The following is a 20,307-nucleotide window of genomic DNA, read 5'->3' as shown; positions in this document are numbered from 1 at the left end:
GGGGCGTCGCTGTCGGCGCGCGTTCGGGCGGTGCGGGGCCTGTCGGTCACCCTGGCCGGGGAGCCGCCGGTGCGCCGCGGCTGGGGCAGGGTCCTGCCGGTGCTGGCCGCGGTCGCGGTGACGCTGGCCGTGGGCGGCTCCGAGGCGGCCGCCACGCCGACGCGGCTCGAGACGCCGGCGGCGGTCGGCTTCGGCGAGCAGAAGGTGACGGCCGAACCGGAGCCGCACGTCGTGACGGTCCGCAACGCGGGCACGCGCGCGACGCCGCCGCTGCGGGTGTCCCTCGACGGCGGCGACTTCCGGCTGGCCGCCGGCGACTGCGCCGGGCGGGTCCTGGCGCGGGGCGCGACGTGCCAGGTGAGCCTGGTCTTCGAGCCGCGGGCGGCGGGCGCACGGCAGGCCACGCTGCGCGTGCTCGACCGCACCGTGACGGTCACCGGCAGCGGGGCGATCGCGTACGCGCGGGACGACGATCCGCCGCCCGGGCGCTGCTACGCCGACGCTTATCAGGTCGCTCGGTCGGCGTACGGCTATGTGGGTGGCTTCAAGGCCGTGTCGGTGAAGCTGTACTGGTCGCCGGGCTGCCGCGCGGTCATGGCGTACGCGTGGGTCTGGAAGCAATACCGCGACAACGCCGGCGCGACCGGGCAGTGGCGCGTGCGGGTGGCGGCCGAGCCGGGCGGGCGCGCCGCGGTCTCCGCCGGCCAGCCGATCGAGCAGTGGACCGAGCCGATGCCGCTCACCGGCTGCGCCCGGGCCACCATGACGATGACCGGAACCGGTCTGGCCGGCCCGCTGACCGTCGCCACCGGGGAACACTGCCCGTGACGGCCCACCTGGAGGTGCACGAGGGCGGGCGGGTCCGGCTCGTGCCGCTCGACGGCGCCCTGCTGTCCATCGGCCGCGCACCCGCGAACGAGGTGACGGTCGCCAGCCGCCGCGTGTCCCGACTGCACGCCGCCCTCGAACGGTTCCCGTCCGGCTGGTCGATCAGGGACCTGGGCAGCACCAACGGCACCACGGTCAACGGCGTCCCGCTGCGGCAGGCGCGCCCGCTGCACGACGGCGACCGCATCGACGTCGGCCCGGCGCGGCTGTTGTTCCGCTCCCCGGCGAGCGAGCCCACCACCGACACGGTGACTGTCGACCCGGCTCCGCCCGTACCGCCGCTGACCCGCCGTGAGCGTGACGTGCTCACCGCCCTCTGCCGCCCCCTGACCGCCGGCGGTCAGGCCTTCCCGTCGCCGCCGTCGGTGCGCGAGCTCGCCGCCGAGCTGGGCCTGTCCGACAGCGCCGTCAAGAAACACCTGACCAACCTGTACGACAAGTTCGAGCTCACCACCAACGACGACCGCCGCCGCCCGCGCCTGGCCAGCGAGGCCGTCCGCCGCGGCCTCCCGACCGCCTGACCGCAGCCCTTGTCAGCGCCTGATCGCGGGCCGGCCGCGCCTGTCCGGGGCTTGATCGCGGGCCCGGCCGCGCCTATGCGGAGCCTGATCGCGGGCCCGGCCGCGCCTGTCCGCGGCTTGATCGCGGGCCCGGCCGCGCCTATCCGGGGCTTGATCGCGCGGCTTTGATCAGTGCCCAGACGATCTTGCCGTCGCGCAGGCGGGTGGCGCCCCAATGGGTGCTGGCGGCTGTGACCAGCCGCATCCCCCGCCCCGAGCCGGCCCGGATGATCGAACTGCCCGGCGCGGCCTCCACCACCCGCGGCATCGCGTGGCAGCCGTCCCGCACCGCGATCCGCACGAACTGCCCGGTGAACGACGCCGTGATGTCGAACTCGGTGCGCGCGTGCAGGATCGCGTTCGACGCGAGCTCCGACGCCACCAGCCGCGCGTTGTCCGCCAGGTGCCCGACGTCCCACATCAGGCACGCCTCCCCGAGCATCTCCCGCGCCTCGGCAGCGCTGCCGAGCACCGGCCCCAGATGCCGCCGCATCCACCGCGGCACATAGGCCCGCAGCGCCGTCAGCGCCTGCAGACGATCCTCGTAGAGAGCGACGAAACTCCGGTACGCCGCCAGCCCTCGCACCAGCCACGGCTCCGCCCCGCACAACAGCACCGGCACACTCCAGTGCACCCGAGCCTGATGCGTTGCCGTCGCGAACACGGCCGGATGACCCGTGCTCGCCCAGTGCAGACTCGTAAGATCCACCAGCACCGCCGCCGGGCACTCCGCGGCCGCCTTCACCACAGCCGTGTGCACCGCCGGCAGATTTTCCCTGCTCAGCTCACCGATCAGCCGGACCGTGGTCACGCCGGTGCCCAGGTCACGGTGCGTCGCCGTCTTCACCTGCCGAACTCCGAATGCCGTACTTGGACCGCTTTAGTCCACCTTGGCCCGCGACCGCCCCCGGAACTAGCCGCCGAACGAAGACCCTCTCCGCCGGCATGTCGACTGCGCGAACCCCACACCGCCTTCCGCAAGCACGGCGTCTGCCTCTCGGTGGCGCCGCAATGGCGCTCGCCTATGACGCCCATCGCGGGACGAGATATCGACCAATACGGACCGTTCGTCATGTTCATGGTGATAACGTCCGGCCCATGGCCGCTCCTGGCCCCCGGCGACGAGGCCGGGGCATCACCCGTGCGCAGAGGACGCCTCTCAGCCGGCGGCCGGCAGGCGGTGCCGATAGCCGGAATGCCCGCGACCTTCAGGGGCGCCGCGGCGCGCATCCGATCGGCCCTCGGATTGTCTCCGCTTTGACGACGCTCACCGCGATGTTCGCTCTTCTGATATCCGGGTTGTCTCTGCGGGTGACCGAAGAAGGGCAGCTGACGAACCGGTTCTCCACGGCGATCGAGCAGTTGGGCAGCGAAAAACCGGATACCAGAGTCGGCGCCATTTACGCCCTCGGGGAGCTCGCCCTCGATTCGGACGAGGACCGGCCGGTCATCACCGATCTGCTTATCGACTTCGTCCGGGCGAAAACTCAGATGGATGGCGCACAGGCCGACCCGGCCAAAATCTGCCGAGAGGGCGACGCCACACCTCGTGACGTCGTCGCGGCCCTGCGGCTCCTGCTCTTCGACCTCACCGATGCACAGCGGGTGCACAGGGCGGACCTTCGGCAAGCGTGCCTGAAGGAGGTCGATCTGCCGGGCGCCGATCTGACTTGTGTGGACATGGACGGCGCCGTCGTCTACGCCTCGATCTTCGTGGGAGCGAGCTTCGCCCGAGCGTCCCTGCCGGACGCGCAATTGGAGGGAAGTGAGTTCAATGAGGCCGATTTCACGGGCGCCCTGGTCAACGATGCGTATCTCGGCACGGCGGAGAACACCGACGTGGCCACGGCCGACCTTCGCGGCGCGAACTTGCGGGATGCCGACTTCTCCCGTGCGAGCTTCGCCGGCGTCGATCTCTCTGGCGCGGATCTGACGAGGACCGTCCTGACGGGGGCCGACATGCGCGACGTCGTGATCGGCGGGGGCAGCTTGCCGACCTACGTCGACGATGCGAGAAACCTGCCTCAGGGTGTCGAGGGAACGCTTTCCCGGGCGCCAGTGCCGCCTCACCGCGGCTGTCCCGGCCGGTCGGCGTCTCCGCCGGGTTGCCCGAAAACCGAAACTCCGGTCCTCGGTTGGCTAGACTGCTGGCTGGAGAAATGGAGCTGAACGCCCTTTGGGGAGAAGGCCATGCAGCAGGAAAAGGCCGAAGCGAACGAGTCGGATAATGCGGCCTCCAGTGGCGGGCAAGCCGCCGTCGGCGGAGTGCTGCGCCCGGGCGGCACGGTGCCTCGCTCCGGCTTTTACAAGTTGAGCTGCGCCCTCCGCAGGAAGCATTTGCGACGGAGCACGACGTTTCCGTCGTGCCCACATGACGACCCCCGGCATTACTGGAGATTGGTCAGCGACACCAACGGCCCGAAATTCGTGGATCCCGACGACGCCCCCGTCGATTCCTAGCCTTTCTCAGTGTGTGCTCAATGAGCGTTCCCGTCGCTCGCCGAGGGCAGGACACGAAGCAAGCCTGAGTGTGACCCTCGTCACTAAATCTATTGATCTCCGTCTTGTGGGGTGGTGAGCGCGAACGAGGTCTGTCCATTCGACGATTCAGAGGAGTCGTTCATGCACAGGCCTCACATCGCCCTCGCCGCCGCCGGTGCGCTGGTCGGGGGGCTGCTCAGCGGAGTGCCGCCGGCCGCGGCGGCGGAAGGCTCGGTGGTCCGGGACGCCTACGGGGTCGCGCATCTGCGCGCGGGGAGTCAGCGGGAGCTGTTCTACCTCCAGGGCATGGTGCACGCCGAGGACCGGATGTTCCAGATGGACGTCTCGCGCCGGCGGGGCTCGGGCACGCTCGCCGAGCTGATCGGGGCCGGCGCGCTGGCGAGCGACGTGCAGATGCGCCCGATGGGGCTGCGCCGCTCCGCCGAGCGCGGGCTCGCCCTGCTGTCCGCGCAGACGCGAGCGGGGCTGCGGGCGTACGCCGATGGGGTCAACGCCTGGCTCGCCCGGGGCGAGCTGCCAGGTCAATATCGGGCTGTACGGGTGACGAAGGTGGCGCCGTGGACCGAGGTGGACAGCCTCGTCGTGCTCAAGTCGCTCGCGTTCAGTCTCTCGTTCGACCTGGACATCGACCGGACCACGGCGGTACGCGGCTACGACGCGGCCGGGTTCGACGGCCACAAGACCGTCTTCGGCGACCTGATGCCGTTCGCGCCCTTCTCCACCGCCTCGCCGGTCGCCGACGCGACGTCGCGCCCGCCTTCTCCCGGCGGTGACGCCTCCCGGGCCACGTCGGCCCAGCTGCCCGAGGCCGTCACGCGGATGGCCGCCTCCTACCTCGACCGCGCCGAGCGGGCGCCGCTGATCGCGGCCGCGCTCAACCGCTCCGGCGACCGCGGCTCCAACTCGTGGGCCATCGGCGGCCGGCACACCGCGACCGGGCGGCCGATCCTCGCCAGCGATCCGCACCTGGGCCTCGAGTCGCCGTCCACCTGGCACCCGATCGACCTGCGCGGCGGCGGCTTCGACGTGCAGGGCGACAGCCTCCCCGGATCACCGTTCGTGATCCTCGGGCAGAACAAGCACATCGCGTACGGGGCCACCCAGCACTTCATGGACGTCAGCGACACGTACGCGGAGCAGGTCAAACCCGACACCGCCTCGCCGAGCGGCCTGTCCACCGTGCACCGCGGCACGCTGGAGCCGGTCCTCGCCATCCCCGAGACCTTCCGGGTCAACCCGCGCGCGGCCGGTCGTCTGGACGCGCTCGACGTCGTGCCGGCGGGCGGCTCGGTCCCCGCGCGGACGCTCATCGTGCCGCGCCGCAACAACGGGCCGCTGCTCACGTACGACCAGAATGCCGGAACCGGAATCTCGGTGCAGTACACCGGCTTCTCGCCGACCGCCGAGATGGAGGCGTTCCGGCTGTTCAACCTGGCCCGCGACGTCGGCGACTTCCGCGACGCCCTGCAGCGCTTCGACGTCGGCGGACAGCATTTCGTGTACGCCGACCGCACGGGCACGATCGCGTACTTCACCAACGCCGAGGTGCCCGTCCGCGAGGACCTGCAGGCCGGCAAGGTCCGGGGCAATCCGCCCTATCTGCTGCGCGACGGCACCGGCGGCAACGAGTGGCTACCCGTCAGGACCCGGCAACCCCACCAGGCCGTGCCGTACGAGATCGTGCCGTTCGCCAAGCTGCCGAAGGTCGTGAACCCGGCCGCCGGGTTCGTCGTGTCGGCGAACAACGACCCGACCACCAACACGTTCGACAACGACATGCTCAACCAGCGGCGCCCCGGCGGCGGCATCGCGTACCTGAGCTTCTTCCACAACGGCTTCCGCGCCGGCCGCATCACCGACATGGTCCGCGCCGCCGTGCGCAGGGGCGGCATCACCGCCGCCGACGTCGCCGCCATGCAGGCCGACACGACGTCGATCGACGCCCAGCTCTTCGCGCCGATGGTGAAGGCCGCGTACGACCGGGCGCGCGCGAGCACCGTACCCGCGCTGGCCAAGCTCGCCGCCGACGAACGGATCGCGGAGGCGGCCGGGCGGCTGGCCCGCTGGAACCACACCTATCCGACCGGCATTCCCGAGGGCTACGACGCCGTGGACGACGGGGACCGCCTGGCCGCACCCACCGAGCAGGAGATCGAGCACAGCGTGGCCGCCACGATCTACGTGCTGTGGCGCGGCCGCTTCATCACCGAGGTGTTCGACCGCCACCTGCCGCCGGGCCTCGCGGTGCCGCCCGACTTCCACGCCACCCAGGCCCTCAAGCGCGTCACGGCCCGCGGCGGCGTGGGCGAGTCCGGCATCGACTTCTTCGCGGTGCCCGGCATCGCCGACCGCGCCGACCGCCGCGACTACCTGATACTCAAGAGCCTCGGCGACGCCCTCGCCCTGGCCGCGGGCGACACCTTCGCGTCCGCCTTCGCCAACTCGCCCGACCAGCGCGACTACCGCTGGGGCAGGCTGCACCGCGTCACCCTGACGTCGCCCCTCGGCGCGCCCTACACGATCCCGTCCGCCGGCAACCGCTTCACCCCGCCCCTGCCCGGCCTCCCCGGCATCCCGGTCGACGGCGGCCCGAACGTCCCCGACGTGGCCGGCCATCCGCTGCGCGCCGACACCCCGGAGAAGTTCACCATCGGCCTGGTCCCGTCGCGCCGCTTCGTGGCCCAGGCGGAGCCCGCCGGCTGGCGCACGATCGACTCCCTGCCCGGCGGCACCAGCGAGGACCTGGGGGACCGCTTCGAACAAAACCTGCTGAAAGGCTGGCTCGCCAACGACACCTACCCGCTGACCACACCCTGACCCGGCAGCGGCCCGGCCCACCGTGGGGTGGCCGGGCCGCTGGTCACCGCTCGGAGTGCTCATGGGCTGGGGACGGCGGTGATCACCACGTTGTCTCGGTAGTGCCTTGTTCGTTCGTCGAAGGGGCCGCCGCAGGTGATCAGGGTGAGGCGGGCGGGGCCGTCGCGGGCGAAGTACTTGTCCAGGGGGATGGCGCTCTTGCGGTAGCGCTCGCGGGCCACCACCCGGAAGGTGCGCTCGCCCGGCCCGGTGAGCGTGATCGTGTCGCCGGCCTTCAGGGAGCCGAGGCGGAAGAAGGCGCCCTCGCCCTCCTCGGCGCTGTCCACGTGGCCGGCGATGACGATCGAGCCGGTGCGGGCCGTGAGGCCGGGGCCGTAGCGGTACCAGCCGACCCGGTCGACGCTCGGCGGGACGGCGAACTCGCCGGTCGCCGGGTCGACGCCGACCGGGTCGACGGTGGCGTCCAGGCCGAGGGCCGGGACGCGCAGGCGGGCCGGGGCGTCCGGCGCGGCCTTCGTGGCGGGCTTCCCGTCCCGCACCGCGACGCGGGACGCGGGCGCACCGGACGAGCCGGACAAGCCGGACGGGCCGGACGGGGAGGCCGGGGGCGACCCGAAGTCGGCCGCCGGCCGCGATCGGCACGCTGCCGCCCCGTACCCGGTCAGGAGGACCAGGCCCGTCAGGGTGAGGAGCAGGGCGCGCCCCGGCCGGGGCCGGGACGCGCCGCGCGTGCTGCTCACCGGCGCGCGGCCCGCAGGCGGAGCAGGCCGAGCAGGGTCAGCAGGATGCCGGCGCCGCCCACGCCGTACCAGGGCAGGGACACGCCGCGGTCGGCCTGGCCGCCGTCGCCGCTGGGGACGCCGCCGGGGGCCGAGTGCAGGCCGGTGATCGACTGGGTCACCAGGTCGAGGGTCTCGTCGTCGGCGGAGCCCACCGCGTAGACGATCGTGGCCGTGCCCTCGCGCAGGTCCAGGTCGGCGGGGCCGAGCACCCGGGTCTGCGTGCCGGCCAGCACCACGTCGGCCGAGACGGTGCCCGCGTCCACGTCCGCCTTGGCCTCCTTCGGGTTGGTCAGGTCCTCGAAGACCGGCTGCCCGCCCGCCCGGACGTCGACCGCCGGGGCGGCCGCGGTGTGCCGCACGATCAGGCGGGCCTTGCCGGCGGCGAGCTTGCCGGTGTCGTTGGCGAACGGCGTGAGCGCCGGCTTGCCGTCCCCGGTGAGGTGGGCGACCAGGCTCAGGTTCGCCCCGCCCGGCACCTCGGCGTCGTCGACGGTCAGCAGCGCGTTGCCGACCGCGTCGCCCGGCTTGGTCAGCGCGATGTCGTACTGCCCGGCCGGCAGGCTCAGCGGGCCGGCGACCTTGCCCGGCTGGAAGCCCGGGATGGTCTTCTCGCCGTTCACGTAGACGTCCACCGGCTGCCCGGGGATGCCGTGCACGACCGTCACCTGCGAGTTCGCCCGGGCGCCGGCGAACGCCGGGCCGGAGCCAGCGGTGCCGAGAGCGATCAGGGCGACCGCACCGGTCGCGGCCGCACGCTTCAGAATGGTCATCGATGCTCCTCGAACGGGTCGTTGATGCCGTACGACCGGTCCTTCGCCGGGGAGGCCGCGAACAGATGCATGCATCTGCCGGGGGCCCGCCGAGCGAACACCTCCAGAGGACCTATGCGCGGAAGGGAGGTCGATGAGCTCCGACGACGAGCTCGCCGAGCGGTTGCGCGACGGCGACGAGAAGGCTCTGCGGACGGCGTACGACCGTCACGGCGGCGCCGTGCTGTACCTGGCACAGCGCCTGCTGGGCAACCGGGCGGACGCCGAGGACGTCACCCAGATGACGTTCGTGGCGGCGTGGACCGGGCGGGACACGTACGACCCGCGGCGCGGCACGATGCTGGGCTGGCTGCTGGGGATAGCCCGGCGCAAGGCCGTCGACCGCTTGCGGTCGGCGGCGCGCGACGACCGGGTGACCGAGACGGTACGGGCGCAGCCCGCCCCGCCGGGCGGCCCGGAGACGCCGGAACGGGTGCTCGACCGGCTGGTGGTCGCCGACGAGCTGGGCCGGCTGCCGGAGGATCAGCGGCGCACGCTCGAGCTGGCGTTCTACGACGATCTCACCCATCCCCAGATAGCGGCCGTGACCGGGCTCCCGCTCGGTACGGTCAAGAGCCATATCCGGCGTGGAATGGCGACCCTGCGACGTCGTTGGGAGGTGGACGGTGCAGCACTTGGATCCCGATCGGCTGGTCCTTCTCGCGCTCTCTGAGGAGACTGTGGACGCGAGCGAGTCGGACCACCTGGAGCGGTGCGCCGGCTGCCGTCTCGACCTCGCGTCCCTGCGGGAGGTCGCCGAGCTCGGCGGCGAGAGCCAGGAGGTACGCGACCTGCCGCCCCCGCCGGAGCACGTGTGGCGGGCGATCGCGGCCGAGATCACCCCGGTCGCCGACCTCACCGCCCGGCGCCGGCGCCGGGCCCGCTGGGTGCGGCCGGTCCTCGCCGCCGCGGCCGCCCTGGTCGTCGCGGCCGGCGGCACGGTCGCCTATCTGGTGTCGCGGCCACCGGCGGCGTCCGTGACGGCCCGGGCCACGCTGACCCCGCTGGCCACGGTTCCGGCCTCGGCGGGCGGCACCGTGCGGGTGCTGTCCGACGGCGAGATGCGCGTCGACGTACGAAACCTGCCTTTGACGACGGGTTTCCACGAGGTGTGGCTGATCGATCCGGACGATCTCACGAAGATGGTGGCGATCGGCAGCCTGACCGACAGGCCGGACGTGGTGCTGCCGGTGCCGCCCGGCACCGACCTCAACCGCTACCGGCTCGTCGACATCAGCGACGAGCCGCACGACGGGGACGCCGCCCATTCGGGCCGCAGCCTGTTGCGGGGGACTTTGACGTCCTGAGTGCATCCGCCGGGGGCGGTGCGAGCGAAGAACGGGGTGGTGGCAACGATGCCGCCACCCCGTACTCGAAAGGACGCACGACGATGAGATTCACCCGAGCCGCCGCCGTCGCGACCGCGGCCCTCACCACCTCGATGCTCGCCGCCGCGCCGGCCTCCGCGCACGGCACCGGCACCAGGTCGCTCGCCTCGGTGCTGACGGCCGGCAAGGCCGGCTTCGACCGCAACGGGCACGACTACGACATCCTGCGTTCCGCCGTGCTCGCCGTGCTCAAGGCGAAGCCGTCCAGCCCGGTCAAGGTGCTCACCGACGGCAAGACCCGGCTGACCGCGTTCCTGCCGAACGACCGCGCGTTCCAGTTGCTCGTCGCCGACCTGCGCAAGAGCAAGCGGCTGCCGGGCGAGCAGCAGGCGTTCACCGCGGTCGCCGGGCTGGGCATCGGCACCGTCGAGTCGGTCCTGCTCTACCACGTGGTGCCCGGTGCCACGATCGACCGCAAGGCGGCGTACAAGGCCGATGGTGCCTCGCTGAAGACCGCGGCCGGCTCCGCGGTGAAGGTCGACGTGTCGTGGTGGCGGGTCACCCTGGTCGACGCCGACCGTGACGACCGGAACCCGCGGGTGGTCAGGTTCGACATCAACAAGGGCAACCGCCAGATCGGCCACGGCGTCGACCGCGTTCTCCGCCCGGCCGACCTGCCCTGACGAGCGCTCCCGGCCCCACCCGTACGGGTGGAAAGGTTGTCGGCGGTCAAGCGTTACCGGCACTATGTGCCCTGTCTCCGTTACCGGGAGGGGCCGTGGAGTACATCCCCGCCACCACCGTCACCGAGGTCCTGACCGCTCTGGCCGACGGGCGCACCTGCGTGCTCGCCGGCGGCCAGAGCCTGGTCCTCGAGATGGCGAGGCAGAACGTTCACCCGCGCCGCGTCGTCGACATCAACCGTGTCGCGGAGTTCGACGTGCTCCGGGAGGACGGCGGCGCGCTGCGGGTGGGCCCGCTGGTGCGGCACCGCATGTTCGAGTCGGGCGCCGTCGCCGGGGCCCTCGGCGACCTGCTGCGGGTCGTCGTCCGGCACATCGGCCACCCGCCGATCCGGGCGCGCGGCACGATGCTGGGCAGTCTGGCGTACGCGCATCCGGCGGCCGAGTGGCCGGTCGTGGCGCTGATCCTCGGCGCCACGCTGTCCCTGCGCGGGCCGGACGGGTGCCGCACGGTGCCGGTGGAGCGGTTCTTCACCGGGCCGGGCACGACCGCCCGGCGGCCCGACGAGCTGCTCGCCGAGGTGCGCCTGCCGCTGCTGCCGCCCGGCACCGGCGCCGGCTACGCCGAGGACCGCCGCGGGCCGGGCATCTGGGCCGACGCGGCCGCGATGGCCGCCGTCACGGTGACCGACGGCCTGGTCACCGCGGCCGCGATCGGCCTGGTCAACGCCGGGCCGTGCCCGGTGCGGGCGCGCGCGGCCGAGCGGGCCCTGATCGGCACGGCGTTCTCGGACACGGCGATCACCGAGGCCGCGCGGGCCGCCGCGCGGGAGGTGCCGGACGCCGACCGGCAACGGGCGATCCAGGTCATGACCCGGCGGGCCCTGACCCAGGCGCGGGAAGGGCGGGGGACCACGTGCGGGTGACCCTGACGATCGACGGGCGTCGCCAGGCCCGGGAAGTCGACGCGCTGCACACCCTGGCGGACGTGCTGTGCCGCCGCGGCTGCTACGAGGGCACCTGCGGCACGTGCGCGGTCACGGTCGGTGGCGAGACGGTCCGCTCCTGCCTGATGCTCGCCGTCCAATGTGAGGGAGCTCATGTGCGCACGGCCGCCGATCCGGCACCACGCGAGGCCGAGCCGTTCGTATGATCCGCTTTTTCCTGGGTACGCTTCCGCCCCGATGTCTTCCTCCGTCACCCCTCATCCCCCGGTCGCCGCGCGCCGGCGCCTCCTGCTGCTGCTGGGCGCGGTCGTCCTGATCCTCGCCGCGGTCAACGTCGCCGACAAGTACGGCCCGCGGCACACCGGCCTGGTCGCCGGCCCGGTCGTCGCGCTCGGCCTCGTGCTCCTGGCCCGCCGGGTGGGCCTCACCTGGCACGACCTGGGCCTGTCCCGCCGCACGCTGCTGCCCGGCCTGAAGTACGCGGTCGGCGCCGTGCTCGCCGTGGCCGCCGTCTACGCGATCGGCGCCGCCCTGCCGCTGACCCGCTCGGCGTTCCTCGACGCCCGCTACCACCTGCACCCCGGCGCGGCCCTGCTCACCGCGTTCATCGTGGTCCCGCTCGGCACCGTCCTGCTCGAGGAGGTCGCCTTCCGCGGCGTCCTGCTGGGCCTGATGAGCCGCCACCGCGGCGCGGTCCTGGCGAGCATCACGTCGTCGGTCCTCTTCGGCTTCTGGCACATCCTGCCGTCGCTGCGCCTCAACGAGGCCAACCAGGCGGTGCGGGCCGCCGTCGGCGCCAGCCTCACCGGCCAGGTGCTGGCCGTCCTGGGCGCCATCGCCTTCACCGCCGTCGCCGGCCTGCTCCTCTGCGAGCTGCGCCGCCGCAGCGGGAGCCTGCTGGCCGCCGCGGCCCTGCACTGGGCCACGAACGGACTCGGGGTGCTGGTCGGCACCGCGCTGGCCGCCCTGCGCCTGGCCTGATCTCTGTGCCCCCACCGTCGCGCAGGCCGGAGCAGCTGGCCGAGGGCGTCCGCAAGGCCGTCGTGGCGCTGGCGGCCGGCTTCCTGCGGCAGCCGGGGCACCGCCTCGATCCGGTGGCGCTGCTGCGGCTGGTCTACCAGCTGCTGTTCCTCTTCGTGGCCGAGGACCGCGACGTCCTCCATGCGCCCGGCACCGGCCGGCGGGCCCGGGAACGGTACGCGCGGCACTACTCGACGGCGCGCCTGCGCCGCGGCACCGCGCAGGCCGGTCTGTATCGCTCGCTCACCGCCGTGCTGACCGCGCTGGGCGACCCCGGCGGCCGTCCCGAGCTGGGCCTTCCCGGGCTCGGCGGGATCTTCGACGGCGCGCTGCCGGGCCCGGCGCTCGACGACGAGGACCTGCTGACGGCCGTCGGGCATCTCACCGCGGTCCGCGACTTCCGCGGTCTCGGCGCGGACGAGCTGGGCTCCGCGTACGAGTCGCTGCTCGGGCTGGTCCCCCGGCTCGACGCGGCGGGCCGTACGTTCGAGCTGGTCGCCATCGCCGGCAACAACCGCAAGATCAGCGGGTCGTACTACACGCCGTCGTCCCTGGTGGAGGCGCTGCTCGACGCGACGCTGGAGCCGCTGCTGGACGAGGTGGTCAAGCGCGCCGCCCCCGAGCGGGCGGACGCCGCGCTGCTGGCGGTGACCGTCTGCGATCCGGCCTGCGGCTCGGGACACTTCCTGGTCGCCGCGGCCCGGCGCATCGCCCGGCGGGTCGCCGCCGCGCGCGGTCCGGACCCGTCGCCGGAGGCCGTCGGCGCCGCCCTGCGCGAGGTGGTCGGCCGGTGCCTGTACGGCGTGGACCTCGACCCGATGGCCGTCGAGCTGGCCAAGATCGCGCTGTGGCTGGAGGCGGCCGAGCCGGGCCGGCCGCTGAGCTCCCTCGACGGCCACCTCCGGCACGGCAACGCGCTGGTCGGCGCCACCCCGGACGTGCTGCCGCACGGCACCCGCGACGAGGCGGACGCCTGGTGCGCGGCGCTGACCGGCGGGACCCGCGACGAGCACGCCTTCTTCCACTGGCACCTGGAGTTCCCCGAGGTGTTCGCGGCCGGCGGCTTCTCGTGCCTGGTCGGCAACCCGCCGTGGGAGCGCATCAAGCTCCAGGAGCAGGAGTTCTTCGCCCAGCGCGACGCCGCCATCGCCACCGCGGGCACCGCCACCGCCCGCAAGCGGCTCATCGCGGCGCTGCGCGAGGACCCGGCCCGGCGGGAGCTGCACGCCGAGTACGAGGCGGCCAAGCGCAAGGCGGAGGGCGTGAGCCGCTTCCTGCGCGACTCCGGCCGCAACCCGCTGACCGGGCGGGGCGACATCAACACGTACGCCGTGTTCGCCGAGACCGGGCGCACGCTGGTGGCCGACGACGGGCGCCTCGGCCTGATCGTGCCGACCGGCATCGCGACCGACGCGACCACCCGGTTCTTCTTCCAGGACCTCGTGCGGCGGGGCGCCCTCGTCGCGCTGCACGACTTCGAGAACTCGGCGCCGCTGTTCGCCGGGGTGCACCGCTCGTTCAAGTTCGCGCTGCTGTCGCTCGCCGGCCGGGCGTCGCGCGAGGCGGCCGCCGACTTCGCGTTCTTCCTCCGCGACCCCGCCGAGCTGGCCGATCCGGCGCGCCGGTTCACCCTCACCCCCGGCGAGATTCAGCTGCTCAATCCCCGTACCGGAACCAGCCCCGTCTTTCGCGGCCGGCACGACGCGGAGCTGACCCTGCGGATCTACCGCCGCCTGCCCGTGCTCGCCGAGGCGTGGACCGTGTCGTTCCTGCGGATGTTCGACATGACGAACGACTCGCGGCTGTTCCACCGGCGCGAGGAGTTGGAGGCGGCGGGCTGGACCTTGGACGGCACCGTCTTTCACCGGGACGGCGAGCGCATGCTCCCGCTCTACGAGGGCAAGATGGTGCGCCACTACGACCACCGGTGGGTCGCGCTCCCCCGCTACTGGATCGCGTCGTCCGCCGTGCGCCGCCGGGACCCGTGGCTGCTCGGCTACCGCAACGTCTGCCGCAGCACCGACGAACGGTCGCTGATCGCCTCGGCCCTCCCGCTCGCCGGCGTCGGCAACAGCATGCCGGTGATCCTCACGGACCGTCCCGCGCTGCTGCTCGCGGCCCTGAGCAGCTTCGTCTGCGACTACATCGTCCGGCAGAAGGCGGCCGGCGCCAACCTCAACTTCTTCATCCTCGAGCAGATCCCGGTGCCCACCCCCGAAACGCTGAGCCGGCACGGCGACTTCATCCTGCCGCGCGTGCTGGAGCTGTGCTACACCGCCGCCGACCTGGCCGGCCTCGCCACCGACCTCGGCGACACGGGCGCCCCGTTCGTCCGCGACGACGCCCGGCGCGAGCTGCTCCGGGCCGAGCTGGACGCGCTGTTCCTGCACCTCTACGGCGCCTCCCGCGACGACGCCGCGTACATCATGGAGACCTTCCCGATCGTGCGGCGCAAGGACATCGCGGCGCACGGCACCTACCGCACCAAACAGCTGATCCTCGACGCGTACGACCGGATCGCCGCGCAGGGCAGCGACGGCCGCACGCCGACGGTGACGCCACCGCCCGGCCACGGGCCCCGGCTGCCGTCATAGCCCGTTCTTGACGAGGTCGGCGGCCACGTCGGCGAGGTCGGTGCCGGCTTCCTCCGCCCGGGCGCACAGCACGAGGTACGCCTCGTCCGGCCCGCACTCCCGGGCCGCCCCGATCAGCCGGACCGCGAGCTTGATGGTGGCCCGGACGTCGAGGGCCGCGGCGTAGCCGGCGACAAGCTCCTCACCACCGGCGTCCAGCTCGGTGAGCTGCGCCTCGTCGACATCGTCGCGCCCGAGCCCCCCGTGCACGACGAGGATCCCGGCGATCAGCGGTGCCATGGCCACATGGTCGCGCCCATAGACGTTGAGCACGGCAACGGCTTCCCCCCGCCCGGCGAACAGCGGCACCGACACCGACGCGTGCAGCCCGAGCTGAGCCGCCTCCTCGTGGAACCCCGGCCACCGCACGATCGCGCCGACATCCGGCACGGCAACGGGAGCACCGTCGCGAAGCGCCTCCACACACGGCCCGGCCTCGTCGCGGTACTGGGCGTCGTCCACCGCCTGGATCAGCTCGTCACTCACCACCACCGACGTGTACGCCGCACCGCGCAGCGCCGTGATGGACGCATACTCCGCCGCGCGGACCCGCCCGGCCGCGAGCCGCGCGATGGCCGCCAGCCGCCCATCCACGCTCGGCGAGTCATCCGGGGTGCCCGCCAGCCCGGCCATGGCGCCGGCCAGCTCCCCGCGCTGCGGTGTCTGCCCGCTCACCGCCCCCGCATACCCATTCTGGCGCAAACCTCACCTACCGGTCGGCATGTCTCCCGAAGGGCCCGAGGGCGGCGGCGGTCGCCCTGAGTCCTTCAGCATCGTCACTTGCCGAACGATGCTTTCTCCAGCACCTCCTCTGTCGAGAGCGGGCTCCTCGGGTGATAGCTGAGGCACAGCGGGGACTGCATTTTGACGAACGCCGCGCCTTCGACGCTGGCGTAGAACTGCCCGGTCTTGAGCCGGGCGATGTCTGAGATATTGCTGCCTTTGGCTCGGGCCATGTCCTGCGCCGTCCCTATCTGCGCCGGGCTGTTGAGCAACCCGAAGAACTGAGTGGAGGCGTTGCCGGGAATCCGGTTGTGCAGGCCCTTCGGTGCCTGCGTGGCGAACACCAGACCGAGGCCATACTTGCGCGCTTGGGAGGCGAGCGCCAACGTGCTGTGGGTACACGGCGTCATCGCCCCGGAGGGCGCAAGAGTCTGCGCCTCGTCCATCACGAACAGCCCGCCGAGTGGACGGTCGCCGGCGGGATGCCGCTTGATCCACGAGAAGAGGGCGATCTGGAGTTGATTGACGAAGTTCTGACGTTGTTGCTCGTCCGGCAGGCCCACGAAGCTGACCACCGAAATCCGAGCGCGCAGGCCCGGCGACGGGGTGAAGAGCTCACCGGGATCGACCGGTGCGCCACGGCCCCCGAACATAGGGTCGTTGACCATAGCCGCCCTGAGCAGTTGGGCCATGTTGCCCGCCAGCTTGGTGGCATCATCGAGCAGACTAACGCCCTCCGGCAGATCGTTCAGCAGATCGATGAGCCCGGTCAGAGGGCCGCCTCCAGTCCGGGCGTAGCTCATCACCGCCTCTCGCAGCACCGCCCGGCCGAGAATGGCCTTATCGGTCTTGCCGTCCACACGGGCATGCGGAGCCAGCGCCGACACGGCCGCGTCCACACCGGCGGTGAAGGCATCGGGGTCGTCCAGGATGCCGCCGAAATCGGGAAGCGGCTGGAAGCTGAGCGGGCGCCCGCTGTCGCGGTTCGGCGTCCAGACGACGACCTCTGTGGTCCGGAAGTAGTCGGCCGCCCGCTCGTCGTCGCCCTCCTGCCAGGCTTCCGGGCGGTCGGGCCAGGGCTCACCGAGCCGGGCCAGGTCGTTGTTGGGATCAAGCACGATGGTCGACACGCCACGTAGCGCGCATTCCTCGACGAGCCGGCGAATCAGTACGGTCTTTCCGGAACCCGATCCGGCGAAGATCGCAGTGTGACGCCGGAGGGCCTCGAGGTCGACAGTTACCGCGCGCCCATCCTCCGAAGCCGTTCCTACGGTCACACCACGTTCGTCCGGCGCGGGGGCGTCTGGCAGCGCCGACTCGGTGTCGCCGACCGTGGGGGCACCACCTCGGACCGGAGGACTCGGCTCCGCTGCGCCGGGGGACGAGGGGCCAGCCGGCGCGGCTCCCAGACTTTCCTGGATCAGCCCGATCGAGGCTGTCGGCCGGCGGTCGCGGAACCACGGCACCAGCGGCTCGGCGCCGTACTTAGCGATCAGTCCGGACAGCGCGGTCAGCCGCCTGACATCTTCGTCGGTGAAGGACAGGACTCGACCACCGGCGTCGATGAGATCCTTCACGGTCTCCTGAGTACGGGTGCCTTTCGACCAGGGATTGACGTCGAGGTTGCGCAGCAGAAAGAGCCGCCGCTTGGCGATGCCCTTGGTCAGGCCGGCCGTGGTCACCGCGTTGCGGATGCGGTTGAGCACGGCGATAGGGTGTGTGGCGCCGACGGCTCGGAAGGCCCAGTGCTCCTCGTCCTCAGATTTGACGTCATCGGCGTCCTCACCGCTCAGGCTGCGTCGAAGCCGGGCATGAAGGGCGGGCTTTCCGCCGGCCTGCGGGTCGATGCTGAAGCGCTCGCCGACAGGGCCCTGCTCGGCGATCCAGGCCGTGAGGCCCGCCGCGAGAATGGCCGGAACCTCGGTGTCTTCGAACTGCTGGTCGAGCGCGGCGTGCGAGTCGGCATGCCGCACCAGCTCGGCGTAGCTGTCGTCGATGCCGACCAAGTCCGCTCCGGACAAAGTGTCCAGCGGTTGCGCAGGAGCGACTGTCTGGTCCGCCGCCGCTGCTCTCGTCGGGTTGAGGTTCCGCAGCTCCGTCACCATCCCGGTGGCCAGACACGCACGGACATGGCCGTCGATCGTCCGGAGCAGCTCGCGCGGAGTGAAGCCGGGCGCCTCGGCGAAGGCTTCGGGCGAAATAGGCCAAGTAAGATAGGGCGGAACGAAGCCGACTTCGTCGAAAAGGGGCGCGAAGCGCTTCTCCACCAGTTCACGGCCCAGGTCCGCGGTGGCGATGCGGCGCAGCGGCGCTGCTTCGCGGAAGCGATCCTGAACGGTGTCTGTCGCTTCGGTCGTGATGTCCATCCAGGTTTTCGGCAGGCACGTGACTACGGACAAGGAGCGACGGGTCGTTTCCCGAAGCGCCATCAGGCCGCCCGCGATCTGTTCGAGCAACAGTGCCTGCTGCCAGTCGGTTACCCTGTCACCCTTGGCGTTGGTGGCCTTCGTCGACTGCGCGATCAGCAGGTCGATCTGGTCGACTGCGATCACCGTCGGCCCGGTCAAGGCGAGCAGACGGGAGATGTCGCGGATCACCTCCTGGGCGGATCGCTTGCCGCGGCGCATGCCCCACGCTGCGCGGTCGCCGGGCTCCTCCTCATCGTTGGAGCACAGGAACTCGTACCCGATGTCCTGAGTTCGTGAAGCGTCGGCGGCCTGAAGGGCGAGCGCGCGCGCGGTGTCCTGGCATTCGATTCCGATCTGCCGGTTGTGCTTGCGGATCAGGTCGGCGAAGGCATCGAGCGCCGGCCGGCTCAGCTCAGTCTCGCCAATGACCGCTCGTCGCACAGCGCGGGGAGCGCTGATGGTATCCACCAGGCGACGCAGGAAGGTCTTGAGCTGGTTGCTTCCACCCGCGGTCGGCCTCGCGAAGCCGTCCAGGACGGAAAGAGCCGTGCTCCGCCAGAAGGCGCTCGTTTCGAGCAGGCTGATGAGGAAGAAGTAGCCGCCTTCAGCCTGCACCCGTTCGCGGACCGCGCCTAGAAGATGCGTCTTTCCCGTACCGCGTTGCCCAAGGATGGCCACGCCGATGGGGCTGGACTCCGTGCTGCGCCGAGCCTCTCCCACACCGTCGAGTACGGTCTGCACGACGTCTCGCTGCAAACCCTCGACGTGGAAGGGCGCGGGCCGCCATACGTCGTCCGGGGTCGGTGCCCAGTTGAAGCGAAGCGCCGTCAGCGCACGGCGTTGTTCTTCGTTCATCTGGCACGGATGGCGAGAAGGTGCATGTCCTGGTTGCCGATGCGGATCGCCGCATCACGCTGGCCTCGAGTCAACACCTTCTGGTTGGACTCCGGGATGAGGTGCACGTCGGGAGCGCGGTCGAGGCGCAGCAATGCATCGTCCACAGCGCCGGCGCCGAATCCACTCGGCAGAGCCTTACGCAGATCTTCCAGCATGACGTAGGCCCCTGGCCTCGGCGCCGCGCCATCGTATGCCCTGCGGATCTCCGCTTCGATGTCGGAATCGTCGGCCGGCTCCGGTGTCGAGGCGAATCCTGGGGACTGCTGTGACGAGATAGAAGCGAAGAACTCAGCCGCCGAAAGATCGTTACGCTCGAAATGTGCGCGCAGGAAGCCGAGGAGAAGATAAAGCGTACCGCCGAGCGCTCCGCCACGTTGCGGTACACCTTTCTCAAACTCTTGGATGGCCCTTCCCCAACCTTCCTCGGTGAGTTCGAGAATGATGGGACTTTCGGTCACCGTAATCAGTTTTTGTGCGACAAGCTCGGTACGCTTCGTCTTATCGAGGCTGATTTTGACCGTGTTGGCCAGGAACGTCCGCGGCAGGGTTCCCGCCTTGATCATCAAGGCCAGGAGCGTCATACGTTGCGCGACGGTCAGTTCCTTATCCGGCATGCCCGTTGCCTCTCTCCGGCGCCACATCCCCGGATTCGGGCGTCGGCGCCGATGGCGGAAATAATGATCAAGGGATGCGCCCGGGAACGCGCCTCCGGGCCGGCCCCGATTCTGCCGACGGTATCGGCGGGGCGCAAGGTCCCACTGAGGCCGCAAAAATACGACAAAACTGATATTGATCTCCAGACCCGCTGGTGACGTGAGGTTGAGACGATCGCCACCACGGTCGACAGAATTGATCAACGGTTGGCCCATTGCGTTCCGGGGTCGTCGTGGGAAACATGTCTCCGGGCGGGGAGTCTTCATGTCGTGTGCCCGTCCTTCAGGTACGCCCACACGACGCTTTGGAGGGTTGTGGCGGTGTCTTCCGAGGTCGTGCGATACCAGGTGGACGACAAGACCGTCGCCCAATTCGAGTTCGAGCCGCCCGCCGGCTTCCAGCCCGCCGGGTTGGGCGACATCGCCGGGTGGGTACGTGAGGCGGCAGCACCCTCGATCGAAGCCGCTCGTGCGGTGCTGGACCAGGTGCAGCAGCTCGCTCCCGACTCGGTGCAGGTGAAGTTCGGCATCAAGGTCACCGGCACAGCCAACTGGATCGTGGCGAAGGCCGCGAGCGAGGCCAACTTCGAGATCACGCTCTCCTGGCAACCGGAAAGCGGGGCACATCCGGGACCCCTCGCCGGCGGCTGATGTCGC

19 protein-coding genes are annotated in these 20,307 nt (G+C 71.5%); 13 read left to right on the top strand and 6 right to left on the bottom strand.

The window, feature by feature from the left end; translation table 11 throughout:
• A partial coding sequence (locus tag Ade02nite_RS07425; protein WP_438870973.1) for a hypothetical protein occupies positions 1 to 828 on the top strand: 828 nt, incomplete at its 5' end.
• A complete protein-coding gene (locus Ade02nite_RS07420) occupies positions 825 to 1,409 on the top strand; it encodes an FHA domain-containing protein (protein WP_203760773.1) in 585 nt (194 codons plus the stop codon). The genes Ade02nite_RS07425 and Ade02nite_RS07420, both read left to right, overlap by 4 nt.
• Positions 1,410 to 1,548: 139 nt before the next feature.
• Here the strand turns inward: Ade02nite_RS07420 and Ade02nite_RS07415 are convergent, their stop codons facing one another.
• Positions 1,549 to 2,295, bottom strand: a complete 747-nt coding sequence (locus Ade02nite_RS07415; protein WP_203760772.1) for an ATP-binding protein — start codon at positions 2,293 to 2,295, stop codon at positions 1,549 to 1,551.
• Positions 2,296 to 2,705: 410 nt separating this feature from the next.
• Between Ade02nite_RS07415 and Ade02nite_RS07410 the strand changes: the two genes are divergently transcribed.
• The 3 genes from Ade02nite_RS07410 to Ade02nite_RS07400 all read left to right on the top strand — a co-directional run bounded on the left by Ade02nite_RS07410 (position 2,706) and on the right by Ade02nite_RS07400 (position 6,767).
• On the top strand, positions 2,706 to 3,617 hold the full coding sequence (locus Ade02nite_RS07410) for a pentapeptide repeat-containing protein (RefSeq protein ID WP_203760771.1): 912 nt from the start codon (positions 2,706 to 2,708) through the stop codon (positions 3,615 to 3,617).
• 21 nt (positions 3,618 to 3,638) lie between these two features.
• A complete protein-coding gene (locus Ade02nite_RS07405; protein ID WP_203760770.1) occupies positions 3,639 to 3,908 on the top strand; it encodes a hypothetical protein in 270 nt (89 codons plus the stop codon).
• Positions 3,909 to 4,070: 162 nt separating this feature from the next.
• Positions 4,071 to 6,767, top strand: a complete 2,697-nt coding sequence (locus tag Ade02nite_RS07400) for a penicillin acylase family protein (RefSeq protein WP_203760769.1) — start codon at positions 4,071 to 4,073, stop codon at positions 6,765 to 6,767.
• Between the two features lie 59 nt (positions 6,768 to 6,826).
• On the opposite strand, the gene Ade02nite_RS07395 is transcribed toward Ade02nite_RS07400, so the two are convergent.
• Together Ade02nite_RS07395 and Ade02nite_RS07390 are read right to left on the bottom strand one after the other, a co-directional pair.
• Complete coding sequence (locus Ade02nite_RS07395) at positions 6,827 to 7,507, bottom strand: class F sortase (RefSeq protein ID WP_239168594.1); 681 nt, start codon at positions 7,505 to 7,507, stop codon at positions 6,827 to 6,829.
• Positions 7,504 to 8,319, bottom strand: coding sequence for a DUF4397 domain-containing protein (locus tag Ade02nite_RS07390; protein WP_203760768.1), 816 nt, complete (start codon positions 8,317 to 8,319; stop codon positions 7,504 to 7,506). The genes Ade02nite_RS07395 and Ade02nite_RS07390 overlap by 4 nt, the downstream gene beginning before the upstream one ends.
• Before the next feature lie 133 nt (positions 8,320 to 8,452).
• On the opposite strand from Ade02nite_RS07390, the gene Ade02nite_RS07385 reads away from it, so the two are divergent.
• The 7 genes from Ade02nite_RS07385 (at position 8,453) to Ade02nite_RS07355 (ending at position 14,930) form a co-directional block, all read left to right on the top strand.
• Complete coding sequence (locus Ade02nite_RS07385; protein WP_203760767.1) at positions 8,453 to 9,031, top strand: RNA polymerase sigma factor; 579 nt, start codon at positions 8,453 to 8,455, stop codon at positions 9,029 to 9,031.
• Complete coding sequence (locus Ade02nite_RS07380; protein WP_203760766.1) at positions 8,985 to 9,665, top strand: anti-sigma factor; 681 nt, start codon at positions 8,985 to 8,987, stop codon at positions 9,663 to 9,665. The genes Ade02nite_RS07385 and Ade02nite_RS07380 overlap by 47 nt, the downstream gene beginning before the upstream one ends.
• A gap of 83 nt (positions 9,666 to 9,748) precedes the next feature.
• Positions 9,749 to 10,369: a fasciclin domain-containing protein gene (locus Ade02nite_RS07375; protein ID WP_203760765.1), complete on the top strand. Its 621-nt coding sequence runs from the start codon at positions 9,749 to 9,751 to the stop codon at positions 10,367 to 10,369.
• A 95-nt stretch (positions 10,370 to 10,464) separates the two neighbouring features.
• Complete coding sequence (locus tag Ade02nite_RS07370; protein ID WP_239168593.1) at positions 10,465 to 11,295, top strand: FAD binding domain-containing protein; 831 nt, start codon at positions 10,465 to 10,467, stop codon at positions 11,293 to 11,295.
• Entirely contained in the window at positions 11,292 to 11,522 is a 231-nt protein-coding gene (locus Ade02nite_RS07365; protein WP_203760764.1) for a 2Fe-2S iron-sulfur cluster-binding protein, read from the top strand. The genes Ade02nite_RS07370 and Ade02nite_RS07365 overlap by 4 nt, the downstream gene beginning before the upstream one ends.
• A gap of 31 nt (positions 11,523 to 11,553) precedes the next feature.
• Positions 11,554 to 12,297 carry a CPBP family intramembrane glutamic endopeptidase gene (locus Ade02nite_RS07360; RefSeq protein ID WP_203760763.1) on the top strand — a complete coding sequence of 248 codons (744 nt, stop codon included), beginning with the start codon at positions 11,554 to 11,556 and terminating at the stop codon, positions 12,295 to 12,297.
• Between the two features lie 5 nt (positions 12,298 to 12,302).
• A complete protein-coding gene (locus tag Ade02nite_RS07355; protein ID WP_203760762.1) occupies positions 12,303 to 14,930 on the top strand; it encodes an Eco57I restriction-modification methylase domain-containing protein in 2,628 nt (875 codons plus the stop codon).
• On the opposite strand, the gene Ade02nite_RS07350 is transcribed toward Ade02nite_RS07355, so the two are convergent.
• From Ade02nite_RS07350 to Ade02nite_RS07340, 3 genes are all read right to left on the bottom strand, one after another.
• Entirely contained in the window at positions 14,925 to 15,644 is a 720-nt protein-coding gene (locus Ade02nite_RS07350; protein ID WP_203760761.1) for a GAF and ANTAR domain-containing protein, read from the bottom strand. The two genes, Ade02nite_RS07355 and Ade02nite_RS07350, sit on opposite strands and share 6 nt — an antisense overlap.
• A gap of 101 nt (positions 15,645 to 15,745) precedes the next feature.
• Positions 15,746 to 18,955, bottom strand: coding sequence for an ATP-binding protein (locus tag Ade02nite_RS07345; RefSeq protein WP_203760760.1), 3,210 nt, complete (start codon positions 18,953 to 18,955; stop codon positions 15,746 to 15,748).
• Positions 18,952 to 19,611, bottom strand: a complete 660-nt coding sequence (locus Ade02nite_RS07340) for a hypothetical protein (RefSeq protein WP_203760759.1) — start codon at positions 19,609 to 19,611, stop codon at positions 18,952 to 18,954. Before Ade02nite_RS07340 ends, Ade02nite_RS07345 begins: the two co-directional genes overlap by 4 nt.
• A 360-nt stretch (positions 19,612 to 19,971) precedes the next feature.
• Between Ade02nite_RS07340 and Ade02nite_RS07335 the strand changes: the two genes are divergently transcribed.
• Positions 19,972 to 20,301: a CU044_2847 family protein gene (locus Ade02nite_RS07335; protein WP_203760758.1), complete on the top strand. Its 330-nt coding sequence runs from the start codon at positions 19,972 to 19,974 to the stop codon at positions 20,299 to 20,301.
• Positions 20,302 to 20,307 lie beyond the last annotated feature (6 nt).

Source organism: Paractinoplanes deccanensis (assembly GCF_016862115.1).
Classification (GTDB): domain Bacteria; phylum Actinomycetota; class Actinomycetes; order Mycobacteriales; family Micromonosporaceae; genus Actinoplanes; species Actinoplanes deccanensis.
This window is presented reverse-complemented; position numbering and strand designations above follow the sequence as displayed.